Source organism: Janibacter terrae NBRC 107853 (assembly GCF_001591405.1).
Classification (GTDB): Bacteria; Actinomycetota; Actinomycetes; order Actinomycetales; family Dermatophilaceae; genus Janibacter; species Janibacter terrae.
Window position 1 is genome coordinate 1,063,733 of record NZ_BCUV01000007.1, and the last position, 18,575, is coordinate 1,082,307.

General features: G+C 73.3%; 19 protein-coding genes, 1 tRNA gene and 1 riboswitch. Of the genes, 11 read left to right on the forward strand and 9 right to left on the reverse strand.

Annotated elements, in window-relative coordinates:
* Positions 1–11: 11 nt before the first annotated feature.
* A complete protein-coding gene (locus tag JT1_RS14800; RefSeq protein WP_068328139.1) occupies positions 12–1,214 on the forward strand; it encodes a Glu/Leu/Phe/Val dehydrogenase dimerization domain-containing protein in 1,203 nt (400 codons plus the stop codon).
* Between the two features lie 68 nt (positions 1,215–1,282).
* Here the strand turns inward: JT1_RS14800 and JT1_RS14805 are convergent, their stop codons facing one another.
* The 3 genes from JT1_RS14805 to JT1_RS14815 are packed head-to-tail and all read right to left on the reverse strand — an operon-like array spanning position 1,283 to position 3,412.
* Positions 1,283–1,951 carry a GntR family transcriptional regulator gene (locus JT1_RS14805; RefSeq protein WP_068328140.1) on the reverse strand — a complete coding sequence of 223 codons (669 nt, stop codon included), beginning with the start codon at positions 1,949–1,951 and terminating at the stop codon, positions 1,283–1,285.
* A complete protein-coding gene (locus tag JT1_RS14810) occupies positions 1,938–2,669 on the reverse strand; it encodes a maleate cis-trans isomerase family protein (protein ID WP_211596852.1) in 732 nt (243 codons plus the stop codon). The genes JT1_RS14805 and JT1_RS14810 overlap by 14 nt, the downstream gene beginning before the upstream one ends.
* A complete protein-coding gene (locus tag JT1_RS14815; protein ID WP_068328146.1) occupies positions 2,666–3,412 on the reverse strand; it encodes a maleate cis-trans isomerase family protein in 747 nt (248 codons plus the stop codon). The genes JT1_RS14810 and JT1_RS14815 overlap by 4 nt, the downstream gene beginning before the upstream one ends.
* Before the next feature lie 70 nt (positions 3,413–3,482).
* Here JT1_RS14815 and JT1_RS14820 point away from each other — a divergent pair, with 70 nt between their 5' ends.
* Both JT1_RS14820 and JT1_RS14825 read left to right on the forward strand, forming a co-directional pair.
* Complete coding sequence (locus JT1_RS14820) at positions 3,483–4,472, forward strand: D-2-hydroxyacid dehydrogenase (RefSeq protein ID WP_068328157.1); 990 nt, start codon at positions 3,483–3,485, stop codon at positions 4,470–4,472.
* The gene (locus JT1_RS14825) at positions 4,469–5,839 is read left to right on the forward strand and encodes an amidase (protein WP_068328160.1); all 1,371 of its coding nucleotides are present in this window, start codon (positions 4,469–4,471) and stop codon (positions 5,837–5,839) included. The genes JT1_RS14820 and JT1_RS14825 overlap by 4 nt, the downstream gene beginning before the upstream one ends.
* A 72-nt stretch (positions 5,840–5,911) precedes the next feature.
* Here the strand turns inward: JT1_RS14825 and JT1_RS14830 are convergent, their stop codons facing one another.
* Together JT1_RS14830 and JT1_RS14835 are read right to left on the reverse strand one after the other, a co-directional pair.
* On the reverse strand, positions 5,912–6,406 hold the full coding sequence (locus JT1_RS14830; protein WP_068328166.1) for a DUF3830 family protein: 495 nt from the start codon (positions 6,404–6,406) through the stop codon (positions 5,912–5,914).
* A gap of 3 nt (positions 6,407–6,409) precedes the next feature.
* Positions 6,410–7,690 carry an aspartate aminotransferase family protein gene (locus tag JT1_RS14835; protein WP_068328169.1) on the reverse strand — a complete coding sequence of 427 codons (1,281 nt, stop codon included), beginning with the start codon at positions 7,688–7,690 and terminating at the stop codon, positions 6,410–6,412.
* Positions 7,691–7,773: 83 nt separating this feature from the next.
* Here JT1_RS14835 and JT1_RS14840 point away from each other — a divergent pair, with 83 nt between their 5' ends.
* Together JT1_RS14840 and JT1_RS14845 are read left to right on the forward strand one after the other, a co-directional pair.
* Entirely contained in the window at positions 7,774–9,255 is a 1,482-nt protein-coding gene (locus tag JT1_RS14840) for an NAD-dependent succinate-semialdehyde dehydrogenase (RefSeq protein WP_068328171.1), read from the forward strand.
* A 266-nt stretch (positions 9,256–9,521) separates the two neighbouring features.
* Positions 9,522–9,872: a DUF952 domain-containing protein gene (locus JT1_RS14845; protein ID WP_068328173.1), complete on the forward strand. Its 351-nt coding sequence runs from the start codon at positions 9,522–9,524 to the stop codon at positions 9,870–9,872.
* Here the strand turns inward: JT1_RS14845 and ybaK are convergent, their stop codons facing one another.
* On the reverse strand, positions 9,873–10,379 hold the full coding sequence (gene ybaK / locus JT1_RS14850) for a Cys-tRNA(Pro) deacylase (protein WP_068328175.1): 507 nt from the start codon (positions 10,377–10,379) through the stop codon (positions 9,873–9,875).
* 64 nt (positions 10,380–10,443) lie between these two features.
* Here ybaK and ppk2 point away from each other — a divergent pair, with 64 nt between their 5' ends.
* The 3 genes from ppk2 to JT1_RS14865 all read left to right on the forward strand — a co-directional run bounded on the left by ppk2 (position 10,444) and on the right by JT1_RS14865 (position 12,686).
* Positions 10,444–11,337, forward strand: a complete 894-nt coding sequence (gene ppk2, locus JT1_RS14855) for a polyphosphate kinase 2 (protein WP_169702024.1) — start codon at positions 10,444–10,446, stop codon at positions 11,335–11,337.
* Between the two features lie 25 nt (positions 11,338–11,362).
* Complete coding sequence (gene yczE, locus JT1_RS14860) at positions 11,363–12,031, forward strand: membrane protein YczE (RefSeq protein WP_068328182.1); 669 nt, start codon at positions 11,363–11,365, stop codon at positions 12,029–12,031.
* A 45-nt stretch (positions 12,032–12,076) separates the two neighbouring features.
* A riboswitch (SAM riboswitch) is annotated at positions 12,077–12,191 on the forward strand.
* A 30-nt stretch (positions 12,192–12,221) separates the two neighbouring features.
* Positions 12,222–12,686, forward strand: a complete 465-nt coding sequence (locus tag JT1_RS14865; RefSeq protein WP_068328185.1) for an OsmC family protein — start codon at positions 12,222–12,224, stop codon at positions 12,684–12,686.
* A gap of 7 nt (positions 12,687–12,693) precedes the next feature.
* Here the strand turns inward: JT1_RS14865 and JT1_RS14870 are convergent, their stop codons facing one another.
* From JT1_RS14870 to JT1_RS14880, 3 genes are all read right to left on the reverse strand, one after another.
* Entirely contained in the window at positions 12,694–14,535 is a 1,842-nt protein-coding gene (locus JT1_RS14870) for a selenocysteine-specific translation elongation factor (protein ID WP_068328187.1), read from the reverse strand.
* Positions 14,532–15,860, reverse strand: coding sequence for an L-seryl-tRNA(Sec) selenium transferase (selA, locus tag JT1_RS14875; protein WP_068328189.1), 1,329 nt, complete (start codon positions 15,858–15,860; stop codon positions 14,532–14,534). Before selA ends, JT1_RS14870 begins: the two co-directional genes overlap by 4 nt.
* A 24-nt stretch (positions 15,861–15,884) precedes the next feature.
* A tRNA-Sec gene (locus tag JT1_RS14880) sits at positions 15,885–15,980 on the reverse strand.
* 64 nt (positions 15,981–16,044) lie between these two features.
* Here JT1_RS14880 and JT1_RS14885 point away from each other — a divergent pair.
* The 3 genes from JT1_RS14885 to JT1_RS14895 are packed head-to-tail and all read left to right on the forward strand — an operon-like array spanning position 16,045 to position 18,544.
* Positions 16,045–17,109 carry a permease gene (locus JT1_RS14885; protein ID WP_068328192.1) on the forward strand — a complete coding sequence of 355 codons (1,065 nt, stop codon included), beginning with the start codon at positions 16,045–16,047 and terminating at the stop codon, positions 17,107–17,109.
* A gap of 44 nt (positions 17,110–17,153) precedes the next feature.
* Positions 17,154–18,155 (forward strand): selenide, water dikinase SelD, encoded by a 1,002-nt coding sequence (gene selD / locus JT1_RS14890; protein WP_068328194.1) that lies wholly within the window; start codon positions 17,154–17,156, stop codon positions 18,153–18,155.
* Complete coding sequence (locus tag JT1_RS14895) at positions 18,152–18,544, forward strand: rhodanese-like domain-containing protein (protein ID WP_068328197.1); 393 nt, start codon at positions 18,152–18,154, stop codon at positions 18,542–18,544. The genes selD and JT1_RS14895 overlap by 4 nt, the downstream gene beginning before the upstream one ends.
* Positions 18,545–18,575: the final 31 nt, after the last annotated feature.

The window sequence follows — 18,575 nt, forward strand, 5'->3', positions numbered from 1 at the left end:
GGTGGTTCCCCGTGACCCTCACCCACAGCACCGACCCGTCCCACGCCTTCGTCGACCACGCCGCGGCCCACGAGGTCACCTGGGTCGATCCGGTGACCGGGGCCCACGGGTACCTCGTCGTCCACACCCTCGTCTGCGGCATCGCGACGGGTGGCACCCGGATGCGTCCCGGCTGCACGCGGGACGAGGTCGCGGACCTGGCGCGCGGGATGGCGACCAAGACGGCCGCCTTCGGTCTGCCGGTCGGCGGGGCGAAGGGGGGCATCGACTTCGACCCGAAGGACCCGCGGGCCTTCGGTGTCCTCTCGAGGTTCTTCGACGCGATGCGCCCGTGGCTCGACGGCCACTGGGTCACCGCGGAGGACCTCGGCGTGACCCAGCAGCTCATCGACGACGTCTTCGAGGAGATCGGCCTGTCGCAGTCCTTCCACGCGGCGATCACCCGCTCCCCGGACCCAGAGGCGACCCTCGAGCGGGTGCACGCGGGACTGGCGGTCATGACCGACGGGCTGCCGCTCGGCGACATCATCGGCGGCTACGGCGTGGCGCAGGCCTGCCTCGGCGTCGCCGAGGGGTTCGACTGGGCGGTGCCCGAGACCGAGGTCACGATCCAGGGCATCGGGACGATGGGTGGCGGCGCCGCGTGGTACCTGCACGAGGCGGGCGCCCGGGTCACGGCGATCGCCGACGCGCGCGGCACGCTCGTCGACCCCGCCGGGCTGGACATCCCGACGCTGCTCGACCTGCGCGACCAGTACGGGGAGATCGACCGCTCGCGGGTGCCGTCCCACGTGCAGCAGCTCGACCGCGACGCGATCCTGCAGATCACCGCGGACGTCTTCGTGCCGGCGGCGGTCTCGTACGCGATCCGTGAGGACAACGTCGAAGGGGTGGCCGCCCGCGTCGTCGTCGAGGCCGCCAACGCCGCGACCACCTGGGGGGCCGAGGACACGCTCACCGCGCGCGGCATCCCGGTCGTGCCGGACTTCATCGCCAACACGGGGGCCGCGGCCTGGGCCTGGTGGCTGCTCCAGGGGCAGGTCGGGACCGATCCGCAGGACTCTTTCCGGCGGCTGTCGACCGAGATGCGCTCGAAGGTCGCGGTGCTCGCCCGGGCGTGGAGGCAGGAGGGCACGCCGATGCGCGACACCGCCTTCGCACTCGCCGCGACCAACCTGCGGCTGCTCGAGGGCGCCCAGATCGTCATCCCCTGACGTCCTGACACTCGGGTGATGGCTCCTATCCGGTCCGGATAGGAGCCATCACCCGAGTGTCGGCGCGGTCAGGGCGTGCGCTTGGCGACGAGCCGCTCGACGGCATCGTCGAGGTGGGCCTGCAGCGCCGCCTTGGCGCGGGCAGGGGTCGCCTCGAGGATCGTGCGGCGCAGGGCCTCGTGCTCGTCGACCTGGGTCTCGAGCTCGGTGTAGGTCGTGCGCAGCTCGCCCAGGCACATCCGGGTCTCGACGAGCAGGGTGCGCATCGCCCGGATGAGGCGCGGGCTGGCGGAGGCCTCGACGAGCACCTCGTGGAAGTGCTGGTCGGCGTCCGAGACGGCCGGGCCGTCCCCCTTCGCGGCGGCCTGACGCATCCGCCGGACGACCTCGTCGAGCTCGCCGGCGGTGGCCTCGCGGCGGCCCTCGTCGAGGACGACCTCGAGGGCGCCCCGCTCGATGACCGAGCGGGTCCGGTAGACGTCGCGCACGTCCTCGAGGGTCAGCTCGCTGACGAAGACGCCGCGGTTGGTGATCGCGTGGAGGATGCCCTCGGAGACGAGGCGCTGCATGGCCTCGCGCAGCGGGCCGCGCGAGACCTCGAAGTGCGCGGCCAGGTCCGCCTCGCCGAGCTGCTCACCCGGCTCGAGGCGCCCGGTCATGACGGCGCCGCGCAGCTCGTCGGCGAGGTACTCGACCGTCGAGCGGCGCGGGTTGGGGGTCAGGTCACTGACGGGCATGGTCCTGCCTTTGCGCGAAGAGGGCCCCCAGCACGGAGGACGTGGGCCTCGACCCGGCGAGGGCCAACGCCTGCCAGATCGTCACCTGGTTGGCGGTGAGCACCGGCTTGCCCAGCCGCGCCTCGAGGTCGGGGATGACCGCGAGGGTACGCATCGCCGTGTCGGGCACGAGGAGCGTCTGCGCCTCGGGACGGTCGTGGGCGACGGCGAGCTCGAGGACCTGCTCGGGGGCCAGGCCCCCCACCTCCGCGGCCGTGTCGATGCCGGCGCTGCCCATCGCGACGACCTCGATGCCCGCGGCCGCGAGGTAGTCCACGAAGAGGGCGGCCACCTCGCGCGGGTAGCTCGCGGCGACCGCGACCCGGGTGAGGCCGAGGTCGGCGAGGGCCGCGACGAAGGCCGCGCTCGTGCTCGATGCGGGCACGCCTGTCGCAGCGGCGAGCTGGTCGATCTGCTGCTGCGCACCCTCCGGCCCGTAGACGAAGCTGCCCGACGTGCACGCCCAGACCACCGACTGGGGCGCGTGCTCGGCCAGCGCCGCAGCGCCCGCGGCGAGGCGGTCCGGCCGGCCGAGGTCGAGCAGCTCGGGCACGGCGTGCAGGTCGGTGCCGTAGACGTGCGTGACGGGCAGGTGCACGCCGAGCAGCGCGGCAGCCCAGGGGTACTCGTCCTCGGCCGCGTGGTCCGGGTAGATGATCCCGGCAGTGGGTGCGCTCACGGGCCGAACACCTCCCGGAGCCATCGGCCCGGCCCCGTCGTCGGCAGCCCCATGCGGGCCAGACAGGCCCACACGGTCAGCTGGTTGGCGGTGAGCACCGGTTTGCCGAGGTCCCGCTCGAGCGGACCGATGATGTCGTAGGTCGGCAGGTTGGTGCACGAGACGAAGAGCGCCTCGCTCGCGGGGTCGTCCGCGGCGCAGACGAGCTCGGCCACGGTGCGGTAGTTGACCCGCCAGATGCCGCCGCCGAGCCCGAGGTGCTGGGCCGTGACGACCTCGACCCCGAGCTCGCCGAGGAAGCCGACGAGCCGCTCGGTGAGCGGCTGGTCGTAGGGCGTGATGACCGAGACGTGCCGTAGTCCGAGGGCGGTCACCGCCTCGGCGAGGGCACCGGAGGAGGTCACGGCGTCGGGGGCGCCTGCCGCGCGGATCGCGTCACCGAGGGCGACCTCACCTTCGCGCCCGTGGACGAAGCTGCCCGAGCTGCACAGGTAGGCCACGACCTCCGGCTCGACCCCGAGCAGCTCACGGGTCGCCGCCTGCAGCGCCGCCACGTCCGAGACACGCTGCGCCATCTCCAGGCTCACCGGGACCGGCTCGAAGGGGGTGCGCGCCAGGTGGAAGCTCACCTCCAGCGGCGCCCACCGCCACAGCTCCCGCTCGAGGGCGAGGTCGAAGGGGGCGATGACCCCGATGCCGCGCTGGGCCAGCGGACCGTCGTACTCGGTGCCGGTCAGCTCCACGCGAGGACCTCCCTTCGACCGGGATTGCCAGATTGTTGACAATCTAGGAACCCGCTCATACGTTGTCAACATGCCCAGGCAGTCCGTGGTCGTGGTGCTCCACGACGGTGATCTCCCGAGCGAGCAGGCGATGGCGCCGGTCCGCGAGCGGGCGCGCGAGGTGCGCTACGCGAGCGCCGAGGAGCTGCCGGAGGCGCTCGCGGGGGCGGACGTGCTCTTCGCCTACGACTTCTTCTCCAGCGCCATCCCCCAGGCCTGGCACGCGGCCGACGCCCTGAGGTGGATCCACGTCGCCTCCACGGGCGTCGACGCGATCCTCTCGCCGGAGGTGCGCGGCAGCGACGTGGTGCTGACCAACTCGCGCGGGGTCTTCGACGAGGCCATCGCCGAGTACGTGCTCGGGCAGGTCGTGAGCATCGCCAAGGACCTGCCGCGCTCCTGGGAGCTGCAGCAGGCGCACCGCTGGGTCCACCGCGAGTCCGAGCGGGTCGCGGGCTCCCGCGTCCTCGTCGTCGGCACCGGCCGGATCGGGCGCGCCATCGCCCGGCTGCTGCGGGCGGTCGGCATGCAGGTGAGCGGGTCGGGGCGCCGCGCCCGCACCGACGACCCCGACTTCGGGACCGTCACCGCGCAGGAGGAGCTGCACCACGCGCTCGCCGCGGCCGACTGGGTCGTCTGCATCGCCCCGCTCACCGACGCGACGCGCGGCATGTTCGACGCCGCCGCCTTCCGCGTGATGCCCGACCACGCCCGCCTCATCAACGTCGGGCGCGGCGAGTCCGTCGTCACCGACGACCTCGTGGATGCCCTGCGCGAAGGGGACATCGCCGGCGCCGTCCTCGACGTCCTCGACACCGAGCCGCTCCCTGCCGACCACCCCCTGTGGGACATGCCGGGCGTGCACATCACGCCGCACAGCTCGGGGGACTTCGTCGGGTGGCGCGAGGAGCTCGTGCGCCTCTTCGCCGACAACTTCGCCCGGTGGGTCGACGAGGAGCCGCTGCTCCACGTCGTCGACACCTCGCTGGGCTACGTACCGACCGACGGGAGCCGTGCATGAACCCCACCGAGATGACCGCCGTCGAGCTCGTCGCCGCCTACGGGTCCGGCGAGCTCTCCCCGGTCGAGGCGACCGACGCGGTCCTCGACCGGATCGAGGCGGCCGACGGTGAGATCAACGCCTTCTGCCTCGTCGACCGCGAGTCGGCCCTCGTCCAGGCGCGCGCCGCGGAGGAGCGGTGGCGTGCCGGGCACCCGCAGGGCCTGCTCGACGGGGTGCCCATCTCGATCAAGGACATCTTCCTCACCGAGGGGTGGCCCACCCTTCGCGGCTCCAGGGCGATCGACCCGGACCAGCCGTGGACGGTCGACTCGCCCGTCGCGGCCCGGCTGCGCGCGGACGGGATGGTCTTCGTCGGCAAGACGACGACGCCCGAGCTCGCGTGGAAGGGCGTCACCGACTCACCCCTGACCGGCATCACCCGCAACCCGGCCGACCCCTCGACGACCGCCGGGGGGTCGTCGGGGGGCGCGGCTGCGGCGGTCGCGGCCGGCATGGGCCCGGTCGCGGTGGGGACGGACGGCGGCGGCAGCGTGCGGATCCCCGCGTCCTTCTGCGGGATCGTCGGCTTCAAGCCCACGCACGGGCGGATCCCGATGTTCCCCGCGAGCCCCTTCGGCCCCCTCGCGCACGCGGGTCCGATGACCCGCACGGTCGAGGACGCGGCCGTGCTCATGGACATCCTCTCGATGCCCGACCCGCGCGACCCCACCTCGCTCGCGCCACCGACTCGGACCTTCCGCGGTGAGCTGGCCCGTGACCTCACCGGGCTGCACGTGGCCTACTCGCGGGACCTCGGCTGGGCGCAGGTCGACGACGAGGTCGGCTCGATCGTCGATGCCGCCGTCGCGCGGATCGCTGCCGCGGGGATGGTCGTCGAGGCCGAGGACCCGGGCTTCGGGGACCCGCGGGAGGCCTTCGAGCTGCTCTGGGCGACCGGTGCCGCGACGCTCCTGCGCGGGATGCCCGGTGCGCGCGAGACGGTCGACCCCGGCCTCGGCCGCATCTGGGACGAAGGGGAGACCAGCTCCGGTGTCGAGTACCTCCAGGCGCGGGCCGTGGCGGCGCAGCTCGGCATCACGATGGGCGCCTTCCACGAGCGGCACAACCTGCTGCTCACCCCGACGATGCCGATCGTCGCCTTCGAGGCCGGGCACGACGTGCCGCCGGGCAGCGGCCTGCGCGGCTGGCCCGACTGGACCCCCTTCACCTACCCCTTCAACATGACCCAGCAGCCAGCGATCAGCATCCCGTGCGGCACGACCGCGGCGGGACTGCCCGTGGGACTGCAGATCGTCGGCCCGCGGCACTCGGACGACCTGGTCCTGGCCGCTGCGCGGTGGGTCGAGGGCGTCCTCGCGGGCTGACCCCCTTCGCGCTGGGTGGAGGTGAACGCGCCGGAGAAACATCCGCGCGCATACCTCCACCCGATGGGGGGCTCACCCCCGGGCGAAGACCAGTCGCTCCCCGGCGAACCCGTGGCGCCACAGGTCGTTGCAGGCCTCGGCCATCTCGGTGAGCCCCTCCTCGATCGCGCCGAAGACCGAGCCGGGCACCCAGCCCAGGTCGCCGTTGATGAGCAGGTTGTTGCGGCCGTAGAAGATCGCCAGGTCGGTGGCGCCCTGCTCGGCGTGCGCCGTCGACCCCGGGTCGTACCCGTAGGCGGGGTTGCCGATCTCCCAGGGCTCGAAGTCGAAGAGGCACACGTCGCCGGGGATCGGAGTGATCGTCGGGTTCTCCCGGTGGGGTGCGGCGGTGATCCGCGGGAGCAGCGTGTAGACCTCGTTGCGGGCGTACTTCGCGTGGAAGGCGTCACCGCCTGCCGGCAGTGCGTCCCACACGGCGTCGCAGGTCAACGGCGCCTCGTCGTCGAGGAGCCGTGCCCGGCACACCACGCCGCGCGACTCGAGGGCGATTGTGATGTACCGGGGCATGGCTCAGACCTCCGCCAGGACCTTGCCCCAGATGTCCAGCGCCTCGTCCACCTGCTCGGCGGTCACGACGAGCGGCGGGATCATCCGCACGACGTTCATGTGGGCGCCGCAGGTGAGGAGCAGCAGGCCCTTCGTCGCGGCGAGCTGCTGGGCGGCCTGCGCGCGGGCCGTGTCCGGGGTTCCGTCGGCGGCGGTGAACTCGCTGCCGACGAGCAGACCGAGGCCGCGCACGTCACCGATGCCGTTGGTCCCTGAGGAGGAGGTCGCCCCGCGACCGTCTCGAACGGCGGCGGCGGCCCTCGCGCCCTCGAGCAGCTGGGCGCCGCGCTCGGCGGAGTTGGCGACGAGGCCCTCCTCCTCGATGGCCTCGAGGGTGGCGACGGCAGCGGCGCAGGCGACGGCGTTGCCCCCGTAGGTGCCACCCTGCGAGCCGGGCCACGCCTTGCTCATCAGCTCTTGGGAGGCAGCGATGCCGGAGATCGGGAAGCCGGAGGCAATCCCCTTGGCCAGCGTGATGATGTCGGGCTGCACGTCGAAGTGCTGGTGACCGAACATCTTGCCCGTGCGGCCGAAGCCGGTCTGGACCTCGTCCATCACCAGGAGGATGCCGTGCTTGTCGGCCCGCTCGCGCAGACCCTGGAAGAAGGCGGTGTTGCCCGGGATGTACCCCCCTTCGCCCAGCACGGGCTCGACGATGAAGGCGGCGGTCTCCTGCGGCGAGGTGAGCGTGGCGAGGATGTAGTCGAGCTCCTTGAGCGCGAAGGCGGTCGCCTCCTCCTCGCTCCACCCGTAGCGGTAGGCGGTGGGGAAGGGGGCGACGTGCACCCCGCCCATGAGGGGGCTGAAGCCGGCCGAGAAGCGGGTGCCGGACGTCGTCATCGTCGCCGTCGCGACGGTGCGGCCGTGGAAGCCGCCGTGGAAGACGATGACATTGGGCCGGCCGGTCGCCTGGCGGGAGAGGCGCAGGCTGGCCTCGAGCGCCTCGCTGCCGGAGTTGGCGAAGAAGAGGCTGTCGAGGTGCGAAGGGAGGACGCCGTCGAGCTTGTCGACGAGCGCCAGCAGCGGCTGGTGCATGACGGTCGTGTACTGCCCGTGGATGAGCTTGCCGACCTGCTCCTGCGCGGCCGCGACGACCTTGGGGTGGCAGTGGCCGGTGCTCACGACCCCGATGCCGGAGGTGAAGTCGAGGTGGCGGTTGCCGTCGACGTCGAAGATCTCGCTGCCGAGGGCGTGGTCGATCGTGACGGGGGTGGCCTGCTTGAGCAGGGGGGACAGCGCTGTCATCGGTACCTCCGGTTGTTCGTCTGATTGTTGACAATACGTCTACGGTGAGGGGGACGGCAAGGACGCTGACGAAGGAGCCTTCCATGACCACGACCCACACGCCAGAGGTCACCCGCGAGCAGGAGCGCGAGGCGATCGCCTCGGTGCCGACGGGCCTCTTCATCGGGGGTGAGTGGCGCCAGACCCGGGAGACGATGCCGGTCGTCGACCCGTCGACCGGCGAGCCCCTCGTCGAGGTCGCCGACGCCTCCCCCGAGGAGGCCGCGGCCGCTCTCGACGCCGCGGCGGAGGCCCAGGCCGACTGGGCCAGGACGCCACCTCGGGAGCGCAGCGAGATCCTCACCCGGGCCCGTGACCTCATGCTCGCCGACGTCGACCGGCTCGCGCTGGTCATGACGCTCGAGATGGGCAAGCCGCTGACGGAGGCGAAGGGGGAGATCGCGTACGCCGCCGAGTTCTTCCGCTGGTTCGCGGAGGAGGCCGTGCGCATCGACGGCGGGTACATGACGGCACCCGCCGGCGGCTCGCGCTTCCTCGTCGCCAAGCAGCCCGTCGGCCCGTGCGTGCTCATCACCCCGTGGAACTTCCCCATGGCGATGGGCACCCGCAAGATCGGCCCGGCCATCGCCGCCGGCTGCACCTCGGTCATCAAGCCGGCCGCCGAGACCCCGCTGTCGACCCTCGCGCTCGCGGACATCCTCGTGCGGGCCGGCCTGCCCGCGGGCGTCGTCAACGTCGTGACGACGAGCCGGAGCGACGAGGTCATGCGGCCGATGATCCTCGACCCGCGCTCGCGCAAGCTCTCCTTCACCGGCTCGACCCCGGTCGGCAAGCACCTGCTCGAGCTGGCCGCCAGGACGGTCATGCGCACGTCGATGGAGCTCGGGGGCAATGCCCCCTTCCTCGTCTTCGACGACGCCGACCTCGACGTCGCGGTCGACGGGGCGATGGCGGCCAAGATGCGCAACATCGGCCAGGCCTGCACCGCGGCCAACCGGATCCTCGTGCAGCGCTCCGTCGCGGGCGAGTTCGCGCAGCGCCTGGCCGAGCGGATGGGCGCGCTGCCCATGGGGCGGGGCGTCGAGGAGGGCGTCGTCGTCGGGCCCCTGGTCAACCAGAAGGCGGTCGACAAGGTCGACGAGCTCGTCCGCGACGCGGTCGGGCGGGGAGCGACGGCGCAGCTGGGCGGCGAACCGGCCGACCGGGAGGGCTACTTCTACCCGGCGACGGTCCTCACCGGCGTGCCCGCCGACGCGCAGATGGCCGAGGCCGAGATCTTCGGGCCGGTCGCGGCGATCACCGAGTTCGACACCGAGGAGGAGGCGATCCGCCTGGCCAACGACACCCCCTTCGGCCTCATCTCCTACGTCTTCACGCAGGGGCTCGACCGCGGCCTGCGGGTCAGCGAGGCCCTCGAGGCGGGCATGGTCGGCCTCAACCAGGGCGTGGTGTCCAACCCCGCCGCCCCGTTCGGTGGCATCAAGGAGTCCGGGCTCGGGCGCGAAGGGGGGACGACGGGCATCGAGGAGTTCCTCGAGACCAAGTACATCGGGGTGCGGGTGTGACGCCTCAGGTGCCCCAGGATTCTCGGGTCACCCGATAAACCTCGCCTTCGCAAGAGTTTGAAACTCTTGCGAAGGCGAGGTTTCTCTTGTCGAGTGGTCAGGCCCCGGACCCTCCTGCGCGGAGCCCTCGGCCGAAGGGATGTCCAGCGGGCTGCCGTGGTCACGGCCCATCGTGTCGGGGCCACGCAGCAGGCGGCGGTTGTGCTCCTCCCGCGCGTTCGTGGCAACCCCTCGAATCCACGCGCGGCGCGCGGGATGATGGCTGCATGACCCTCCAGCACATCGCCCTCGAGTCCGACTGGCAGGCCGCCCAGGCGTCCGGGACGTACCCCGTCTCGACGCGCGGGCGGCTCATCTCGCAGGAGGGATTCATGCACTGCAGCGGGTCGCCTGCCCAGCTCGAAGGGGTCCTCGCCCGCTTCTACGCCGACGTCACCGAGCCGCTGCTGCTCCTGACGCTCGACGCGCAGTCCCTCGCCGCCCGGGGCCTCACCGTCCGGCTCGAGCCGGCCGTCCCCGGCACGCCGGTCGGCAGCGACACCGAGCTCTTCCCGCACGTCTACGGCGGCGACCTGCCGGTGGGCTGCGTCAGCCAGGTGGACCGCCTCCGGCCGTGATCAGGCCCGCCCGATCGCCGCGACGACCGCGCCCGTCATCTCCACGAGGGCCGCGGGGGCCAGCTCCAGGTCGAGCCCTCGTCGCCCGCCGCTGATGAGGACCGTGTCGTGCCCGAGCGCAGAGGCGTCGAGGACCGTGACGAGGGCGCGCTTCTGACCGACTGGGCTGATCCCGCCCACGACGTAGCCGGTGGTCCGCTCGGCGAGCGCCGGGTCGGCCATGCTCGCCCGCTTCGCGCCGACCGCCGCGGCCAGGGCCTTGAGATCCAGCTGCCCGGCGACTGGGACGATGCCCACGACGAGTCCGTGGTCGCGGGGCAGGTCGGTCTGGGCGAGCAGGGTCTTCAAGACCCGCTCGGGTGGGACCCCGAGCACCTCGGCGGCCTCCATCCCGTACGACGCCACTGCAGGGTGGTGCTCGTAGGGGTGCGCCGTGTACGCCACCCCGGCCGCCGCCAGCGCCTGCGTCGCGGGGGTGGCGCCACCCCCCTTCGTCCTCCTGGCCATGGATCCCAGTCTCGGACACCCGCTCCGACACCTGCGCGACAGGTCCACGTGGTACCCACGTCCCATGCAGAAGCAGAACCTCCGCGAGTACATCGACCGGCTCATCGACGAGGGCTACACCGTCCGCGACGACCAGGGTGACGACCCGATGCTCATCAGACCGGACGGGCTGGCCGTCGAGACGTGGCGGGAGAACTACCCGTACGACGAGCTCATGACCCGCAACGACTACGACGTCGAGAAGTACCTGCTCCAGATCGAGCTGCTGAAGTTCCAGTACTGGGCGCAGGACACCGGCCGCAAGTTCGTCGTCCTCTTCGAGGGCCGTGACGCCGCCGGCAAGGGCGGCACGATCAAGCGCTTCACGGAGCACCTCAACCCCCGGGGCGCCAGGGTCGTCGCGCTCACCAGGCCGAGCGAGCGGGAGGAGGGCGAGTGGTACTTCCAGCGCTACCTGCGGCACCTGCCGACGAGCGGCGAGATCGTCCTCTTCGACCGCTCCTGGTACAACCGCGCCGGCGTCGAGCGGGTCATGGGCTTCTGCAGCGACGAGCAGTACGAGGGCTTCATGGACCAGGCGCCGAAGATCGAGCGGATGCTCATCGACGCCGGGGTCCACGTCACCAAGCTGTGGTTCTCCGTGACCCAGCAGGAGCAGCGCACCCGCTTCGCCATCCGCCAGATCGACCCGGTGCGCCGGTGGAAGCTCTCCCCGATGGACCTCGAGAGCCTCGACAAGTGGGAGGCGTACACCGCCGCCAAGGAGGCGATGTTCGAGCGGACCGACACCAAGCACGCGCCCTGGACGGTCATCAGGTCCAACGACAAGAAGCGCGGCCGGATCAACGCCATGCGCTTCTTCCTCAACCAGTTCGACTACGAGGACAAGGACACCCAGATCGTCTACGCGCCCGACCGCAAGGTCGTCGCCCGCGGCAAGCAGACCGTGGGCGACTGATCTCGTCGAGCCCTACGCTGACCCGGTGACCGACGACGCGCCACCCCGCGGGCGACAGCTCGCCGACATCGGCCCCCTCGAGCAGCTGCGTGCCGGGCGCCTCGGGGTCCGTCTGCCGTTGCTCCTCGCGGGCCTCTTCCTCTACGGCGCGTCGATGGCGATGGTGCTGCGCGCGACGCTCGGCCAGATCCCCTGGGACGTGCTCCACGTCGGCGTCTCGCGCCACGTCCCGCTGAGCTTCGGCACGATCGTCGTCGGCGTCTCGCTGCTCGTGCTGCTCGGGTGGATCCCGTTGCGGCAGAAGCCCGGCGTCGGCACGATCGGCAACGCTCTGCTCATCGGCCCCTCCGCCGACCTCGTCCTCGCGCACCTCGACGAGCCGGGCGACCTCGGCTGGCGCATCGTGCTCCTCGTCGGGGGCGTGGTGCTCAACGGCATCGCGACCGGCATGTACATCGGCTCGCAGTTCGGGCCCGGTCCGCGCGACGGCCTGATGACGGGGATCGCGCGCCTCACCGGCCACTCGATCCGGTTGGTGCGCACGGGGATCGAGGTCACGGTGGTCGTCGTCGGGTGGCTGCTCGGCGGCACGGTCGGCGTCGGCACCTTCCTCTACGCGCTCGCCATCGGGCCGCTGGCCCAGCTCTTCCTGCCGCTCTTCACGGTCGACCTCAGGCGCGGTCCCACTTCCTGATACATAACTGGACGTTATGGGTTGCTGTGTGTCATCTTATGGCCAGGTCATGAGTCCCAGCGCGAAGCCCCGGCTTGCTGGGCGGCAACCCTCCACCCTCGGTGGGGTGCCCCGGGTGACGACCTGGGCGTCGGCCGACCGGCCGCGCCAAGCGCGGGTTCACGAGAGCCCCTGATCCACGGAGCCGTCCATGACTGCCACCACCGCACCCACCACGCTGCTCGAGGTCACGACCCGGGGCGCGCTCGTCACGGGGACCGAGGTCGCCATCACGAGCCGCCAGTTCAGCTACACGATCGACGAGCCGCCGGCCCTCGGCGGCACCGACAAGGGCGCCAACCCGGTCGAGCACCTGCTGGCCGCCCTCGCCTCGTGCACCGTCATCAGCTACCAGGTCTGGGCCGACAAGCTCGGCCTCCGGGTCGACACGATCGACGTCGACCTGCGCGGCGACCTGGACCTCGCCGGGTTCCTCGGCACGGACGAGTCGGTGCGTCCGGGCTTCCAGGGCATCGAGCTGGCCATCACGGTCAGCGGCCCGGAGAGCGAAGGGGAGTACCGCCGCCTCGAGCAGGCCGTCGCCGAGCACTGCCCCGTCCTCGACAACCTCACGCACGGCGTGCCGGTGACGACGAGCCTCGAGGTCGCTGCCTGAGCGCGGCCTAGCGCACGACCTGCCGCAGACTCCCGTCCACCCGCCGGGTCCACCCGCGGGCGTCGAGGTGCTCGAGCAGGGGCACGGCGACGCGCCGGGTGGTCCCGAGCGCCTGTCGCGCGAGGCTGAGGGTGAAGGGTTGCTCCAGCCCGGCGAGCACCCGCATCGCCCGCGCCGGCGCGTCGGGGAGCAGCACGACGTCGTCGGGCAGACGCATGATCCGTCCGAGGCGCTCGGCGGCCGCGAGCTCCGCGGTCCCGAGACCGAGCTCGGCGAGCTCACCCCGCTCCGCCGCCACGAAGGGGGTGGCCCCCAGCCGTGCCTCGAGAGCCGCGATCCCGGCCTCCGCGGCTCCGAGGCCGCCAGCCTCCGGGTCGTGGACGCGGCCGTCGGCGACGGCGAGGCCGGCGTCGGTGGCCAGTCCCGGCACCAGGGCCTGCCCGAGCACCGCAGGGAGGTGCTCGGGCAGGCCGAGCGACCTGGCCGCCTCGGCGACGGGCAGCCCGGCGCTGAGCGGGTCGGCGGCATGGTGCCGGCGGACGGCCTCGCCGAGCCGGTCGCGCCACGTGCTCACGGCCCCCGCGTCGACCCACCAGTCACCGTGCCGCACGGCACCCGCTGGCGCGGGGAGACCCAGCCGGTCGAGCACGTCCGCCCGCTCGGCTGCGCGCGAGCGCAGCCGAGCGGTGGCGAGGTCGGCGGGGTCCGCGCCTGCAGAGGCGAGGGCCTGCCCCCTTCGCCCTGGGGCACCGCGGCGGGTGAGCGGCAGGGGGTCGACGTCCACGACGCGGACGGCCCACAGGCGACGACTCCCCGCGTCGCGCAGGATCGCCCGGTCGCCCACGCGCCACGGGAGGACGGTCGCGGCCGAGAGGCGGGCGTGGTCCGGCCCGAGCGGGCGCACGTGCACCTCGACGTCGACCGACCCGACGTGCAGCGTCCCCTGCTCGACCATCTGCATTGCCCTAGGGGAATGCGCGCTCCCGTGACCGTTCGTCTGCATTGCCCTAGGGGAATGCAGCTCGGTGGCGGACACGTCGACGACCGACGCGAGCGCGAAGGCGTCGGGCGTCAGCAGCGCGACGGATCGGCCGACCTCGTCCACGCGGCGCAGGTTGACGGCGACCCGGGAGACCGGGCCGACGGCTTCGTGCGCCTCGTCCTGGCTGTGCAGGCCACGCACCGTCACCTCGCGTGCGGACCCGCGGTCGAGCAGCACCAGCCGGTCGCCGACGTGGACCGTGCCCGCGCCGAGGGTGCCCGTGACGACCGTCCCCGCGCCGGAGACGGAGAAGCTGCGGTCGGACCAGAGCCGCACCGGCGCCCGGGCGTCCGGCTCGGGCAGCCGGGCAGCGAGCTCGTCGAGCGCCGCGCGAAGGGAGTCCATCCCGTCGCCCCGGACCGCCGAGACCTCGACGGCAGGGAGGTCGAGCCCGGCCTCGGCCAGGTGTCGCCGCGACTCGGTGAGCACGTCGGCTCGCTGCTCGTCGTCGGCCAGGTCGCACCGGGTGATGACGAGCAGGCCGTCGGTGATGGCGAGCGCCTGCACGGCGGCGAGGTGCTCGCTGCTCTGCGCCTGCCAGCCCTGGTCGGCGGCGACGACGAAGACCACCGCCGGCGCCGGCCCCAGCCCCGACAGCATCGTCCCGAGGAACCGCTGGTGCCCCGGCACGTCGACGAAGGCGACCTCGGCCCCGCTCGGCAGGGTCGTCCAGGCGTAACCGAGCTGGATGGTCAGCCCGCGCTCGCGCTCCTCGCGCAGCCGGTCGGGGTCACGCCCGGTGAGCGCGCGCACGAGCGTCGACTTGCCGTGGTCGACGTGCCCGGCGGTGGCGAGCACGCGCCTCATGGGGTGGGCGTCCCCGGGTCGGGCCCGTCGTCGCCGAGCGCCGCCCGCAGTGCCGCTTCGACGTCACCGTCCCGATCGGCCGGGACGCAGCGCAGGTCGACCAGGCCGCGCCCCCCTTCGACCCGGGCGAGCACGACCGGCTCGCCGACGCGCAGGCGCTCGACGGCGTCCGCGGGGATCTCGACGGCCCAGCCGGGCAGGGGCACGCCGGGCGCCCCGCCGCCGCCGACGCGGCCCTCGACCGCCACGACCCCACGACCGAGGGCGGCGGCGAGGGCCTCGACCCGCGGCCGCAGCTCGTCGGCGCTCACGTGCAGCGCGGCAGTGACCGGTGGGACCGGGCCGCGCAGGGTCGCCTCGAGTGCGGCGAGGGTCAGCTTGTCGACGCGCAGGGCGCGCTGGAAGGGGTGGCGACGCAACCGCTCGACGACCTCGGCGTCGCCGAGGACGAGACCCGCCTGCGGGCCGCCGAGGAGCTTGTCGCCGCTGGCGGTGACGATCGTGGCGCCCGCGCGCAGCCACGTCGTGGCATCCGGCTCGTCGGGCAGCAACGGGTCGGGCCGCAGCAGGCCGGACCCGATGTCGGCGACGACCGGCACGGGGGAGCCGTCGGGCCGACGCAGCCCGCGGAGCTCACCGAGGCCCACCTCGGCCGTGAACCCGTCGACGCGGAAGTTGCTCGGGTGCACCTTGAGCACGCACCCGGTGCCCGGACCGATCGCGTCGGCGTAGTCCCTCAGGTGCGTCCGGTTCGTCGTGCCGACCTCGCGCAGCCGAGCGCCGGTCGAGGCGATGAGGTCGGGCAGGCGGAACCCGTCGCCGATCTCGACCATCTCCCCGCGCGAGACGACGACCTCGCGCCCGGCGGCGAGCGCGGTCGTGGCGAGCACGAGCGCGGCCGCGCCGTTGTTGACGACCAGCGCGCCGGTCGCGTCGGGGACGGCGTCGAGCAGGGTGGCGAGTGCCCCGGCGCCGCGTCGGCTCCTCGCTCCCGTGGCCAGGTCCATCTCGACGTCGACGTAGCCGGCGGCGGCGACGACGGCCTCGATCGCGCTGGGGGACAAGGGGGCCCGGCCGATGTTGGTGTGCACCACGACGCCGGTCGCGTTGAGGACCGCGGTGAGCGAGCTGGCCCGGGTCGGGAGCCCGGCGAGTGCGGTGGCAGGGACCTCGTCGGGGCCGATGCTCCCGTCGCGCGCCTGCTGCTGGGCGGCGGTGATCGCGACCCGGACGACATCCCGCCCGAGTCGCTCCGCCGCGGCGACGAAGGGCGCCGAGGCCAGCAGCGTGTCGGTGCGCGGGATGGCCCGCCGGGGGTCGGTCACCGTGCTCCCTTCGGGTCGGACGTGTGGCGGAGGCGGACGGGAATCGAACCCGCCAGACCGAGATGCTCGGCCTCACCGGTGTTGAAGACCGGGGGGACCACCAGGAACCCAGACGCCTCCGCCGCCCACCCTAGGACAGGTCGTCCCCCGAGACACCGGAGCGTCCTTCTCCTACGGTGACGACGTGAGCACCGCACCGTCTCCCGGCCGGCCGCGACACCTCGACCGCTGGGTCCTCGGGGTCGCGATCACCGCCCTGGTCTTCGTCGTCGGTCTCGTCTGGGCCAAGTGGTGGCCCTACGCGCTGAAGATCGACGGCCTCGTCGGCAGCCGGGCGTGGGACGGGGGTGCGCTCGTCGACGTCGCGCGTGACGCGCCGACGTGGTGGCAGGGGGCCTGGGACTTCACGCTCGCGTACAGCCTGGCCGTCTGGAAGGCGCTGCTCGTCGGCCTGCTCGTCGCCGCGGCCATCGACGCGCTCCTGCCCCGGGAGCACCTGCGCCGGGTCCTCGCCGGCCGCGGCTCCACCTCCGGCGCGGCCATCGCGGGCGCTGCCTCGCTGCCGAGCATGATGTGCACCTGCTGCGCCTCGCCGGTGGCGGTCTCGCTGCGTCGCAGCGGGGTGCCGCTCCCGTCGGTCGTCGCCTACTGGCTAGGCAACCCGGTCCTCAACCCGGCCGTCCTCGTCTTCCTCGCGCTCGTCGGGCCGTGGGAGTGGGCCGCGACCCGGCTCGTCGTCGGGGTCGGGCTGGTCCTGGGGGCGGCGGCGCTCGCCGCCCGCCTCGCCCAGGGACGAAGGGTGGACCCCACCGTCGCGGACATCGCACCGGAGACCGTGGACGAGGACGGGCCCTCGCTGGGGCGGTTCGTCCGCTCGCTCGTGCGGTTCACGCTCACCCTCGTGCCGGAGTACCTCGTCGTCGTCGCGCTCGTGGGCGCGGCCGCGCACGTCTTCAGCTTCGAGGCGGCGTGGGTGACCGGCGGGGGGTTCGCCCTGGTGGCCGTTGCTGCCGTCGTGGTCCTCCTCGTCATCCCGACCGGTGGCGAGATCCCGGTGCTCCTCGCCCTGGCCGCCGTCGGTGCCAGCCCGTGGGTGCTGGGGCTCGTCCTCATCGCGCTGCCGGCCGTGAGCCTCCCGTCCCTGGTCATGGTGGGCCGCGCCCTCACCTGGCGGGTCACGGCGGTCACCGCGGGTGTCGTCACCGCCGCCGGCCTCGCGGCGGGCGCGGCGCTCGTCGTCCTCGGCTGAGCCCCTGCCGCCCCTCGGTGGGGCCGGCGTCCTAGGGTGAGGCCATGGAGCCGGTCCGACTGACCCAGTTCGCCCGCGGCGGAGGGTGCGCCTGCAAGATCCCCGCCGGAGAGCTCGAGCAGATCGTCGCCGGGCTGCACGTCGCGGCGCCCCCCGGCGCGGACGTCCTCGTCGGCCTCGACGACGGCGACGACGCGGCGGCCGTGCGCATCGAGGGCGGCCGGGCGGTGCTCTCGACCGCGGACTTCTTCACGCCCGTCGTCGACGACCCCTACGACTGGGGCCGGATCGCCGCCGCCAACGCCGTCTCCGACGTCTACGCGATGGGCGGCGACCCGGTGATGGCGATCAACCTCGTCGCCTGGCCGCGTGAGCTGCTCCCGACCGACCTCCTGCGGGAGGTCCTGCGGGGTGGTCTCGACGTCGCGACCGAGGCGGGCTTCCCGGTCCTCGGCGGCCACAGCATCGACGCCCCCGAGCCGATCTACGGCATGGCCGTCACCGGGACCGCCGACCCCCAGCGGCTGATGCGCAACGACGCCGCCGAGCCCGGCCTGCCGATAAGCCTCACCAAGCCGCTCGGTGTCGGCGTGCTCAACAACCGGCACAAGGCGACCGGCGAGCGCAGCGAGGAGGCGATCGCCTCGATGGTCGCCCTCAACCGCGACGCCTCCCGCGCCGCGCTGGCGGCCGGGGTGCGGGCGGCGACCGATGTCACCGGCTTCGGCCTGCTCGGTCACCTGTACAAGATGTGTCGGGCCTCGTCGGTGGCCGCGCGGATCGATGCCGCGGCCGTCCCCTACGTCACAGGCGCGCGCGAGGCGCTCGCGGCGGGCCACGTACCCGGCGGCTCCAAGCGCAACCTCGACTGGGTCCGCCCGCACCTGTCCGCCGACGGCACCAGCGAGGACGAGCTCATCCTGCTCGCCGACGCGCAGACCTCCGGGGGCCTGCTCGTCGTCGGCGAGGTGCCGGGTGCGCCGGTCGTCGGCGAGACCGTCGCCGCGGGCACGCTCGGGCACGGGGTCCTCGTGCAGGTGGCGTGAGCGCGGTCGATCGCGTCCTCGCCGCCGCCCGGGCCGGCCTCGTCCGGCTGACCCCGCAGCAGGCCCACGACGCGGCGAAGGGGGGAGCCCTCCTCGTCGATACCCGCACCGCCGCGCAGCGCACCCGTCAGGGTGAGGTGCCGGGGGCGCTCGTCATCGACCGGACCGTCCTGGAGTGGCGGCTCGACCCGACCAGCCCGCACCGCATCCCCGAGGCGATGCCCGGGACCCGCGTCATCGTCCTGTGCCGGCAGGGCTACAGCTCGTCACTGGCGGCGGTCTCCCTTCGCTCCCTGGGGGTCGACGCGACCGACGTCATCGGAGGGGTGGAGGCCTGGACCGCCTCCGGCCTGCCCCTGCACGACGGTCCGGCGGACGTCCGCGAGTGAGCAGTGACCGTTCGCCTGCACTGCCACGGGG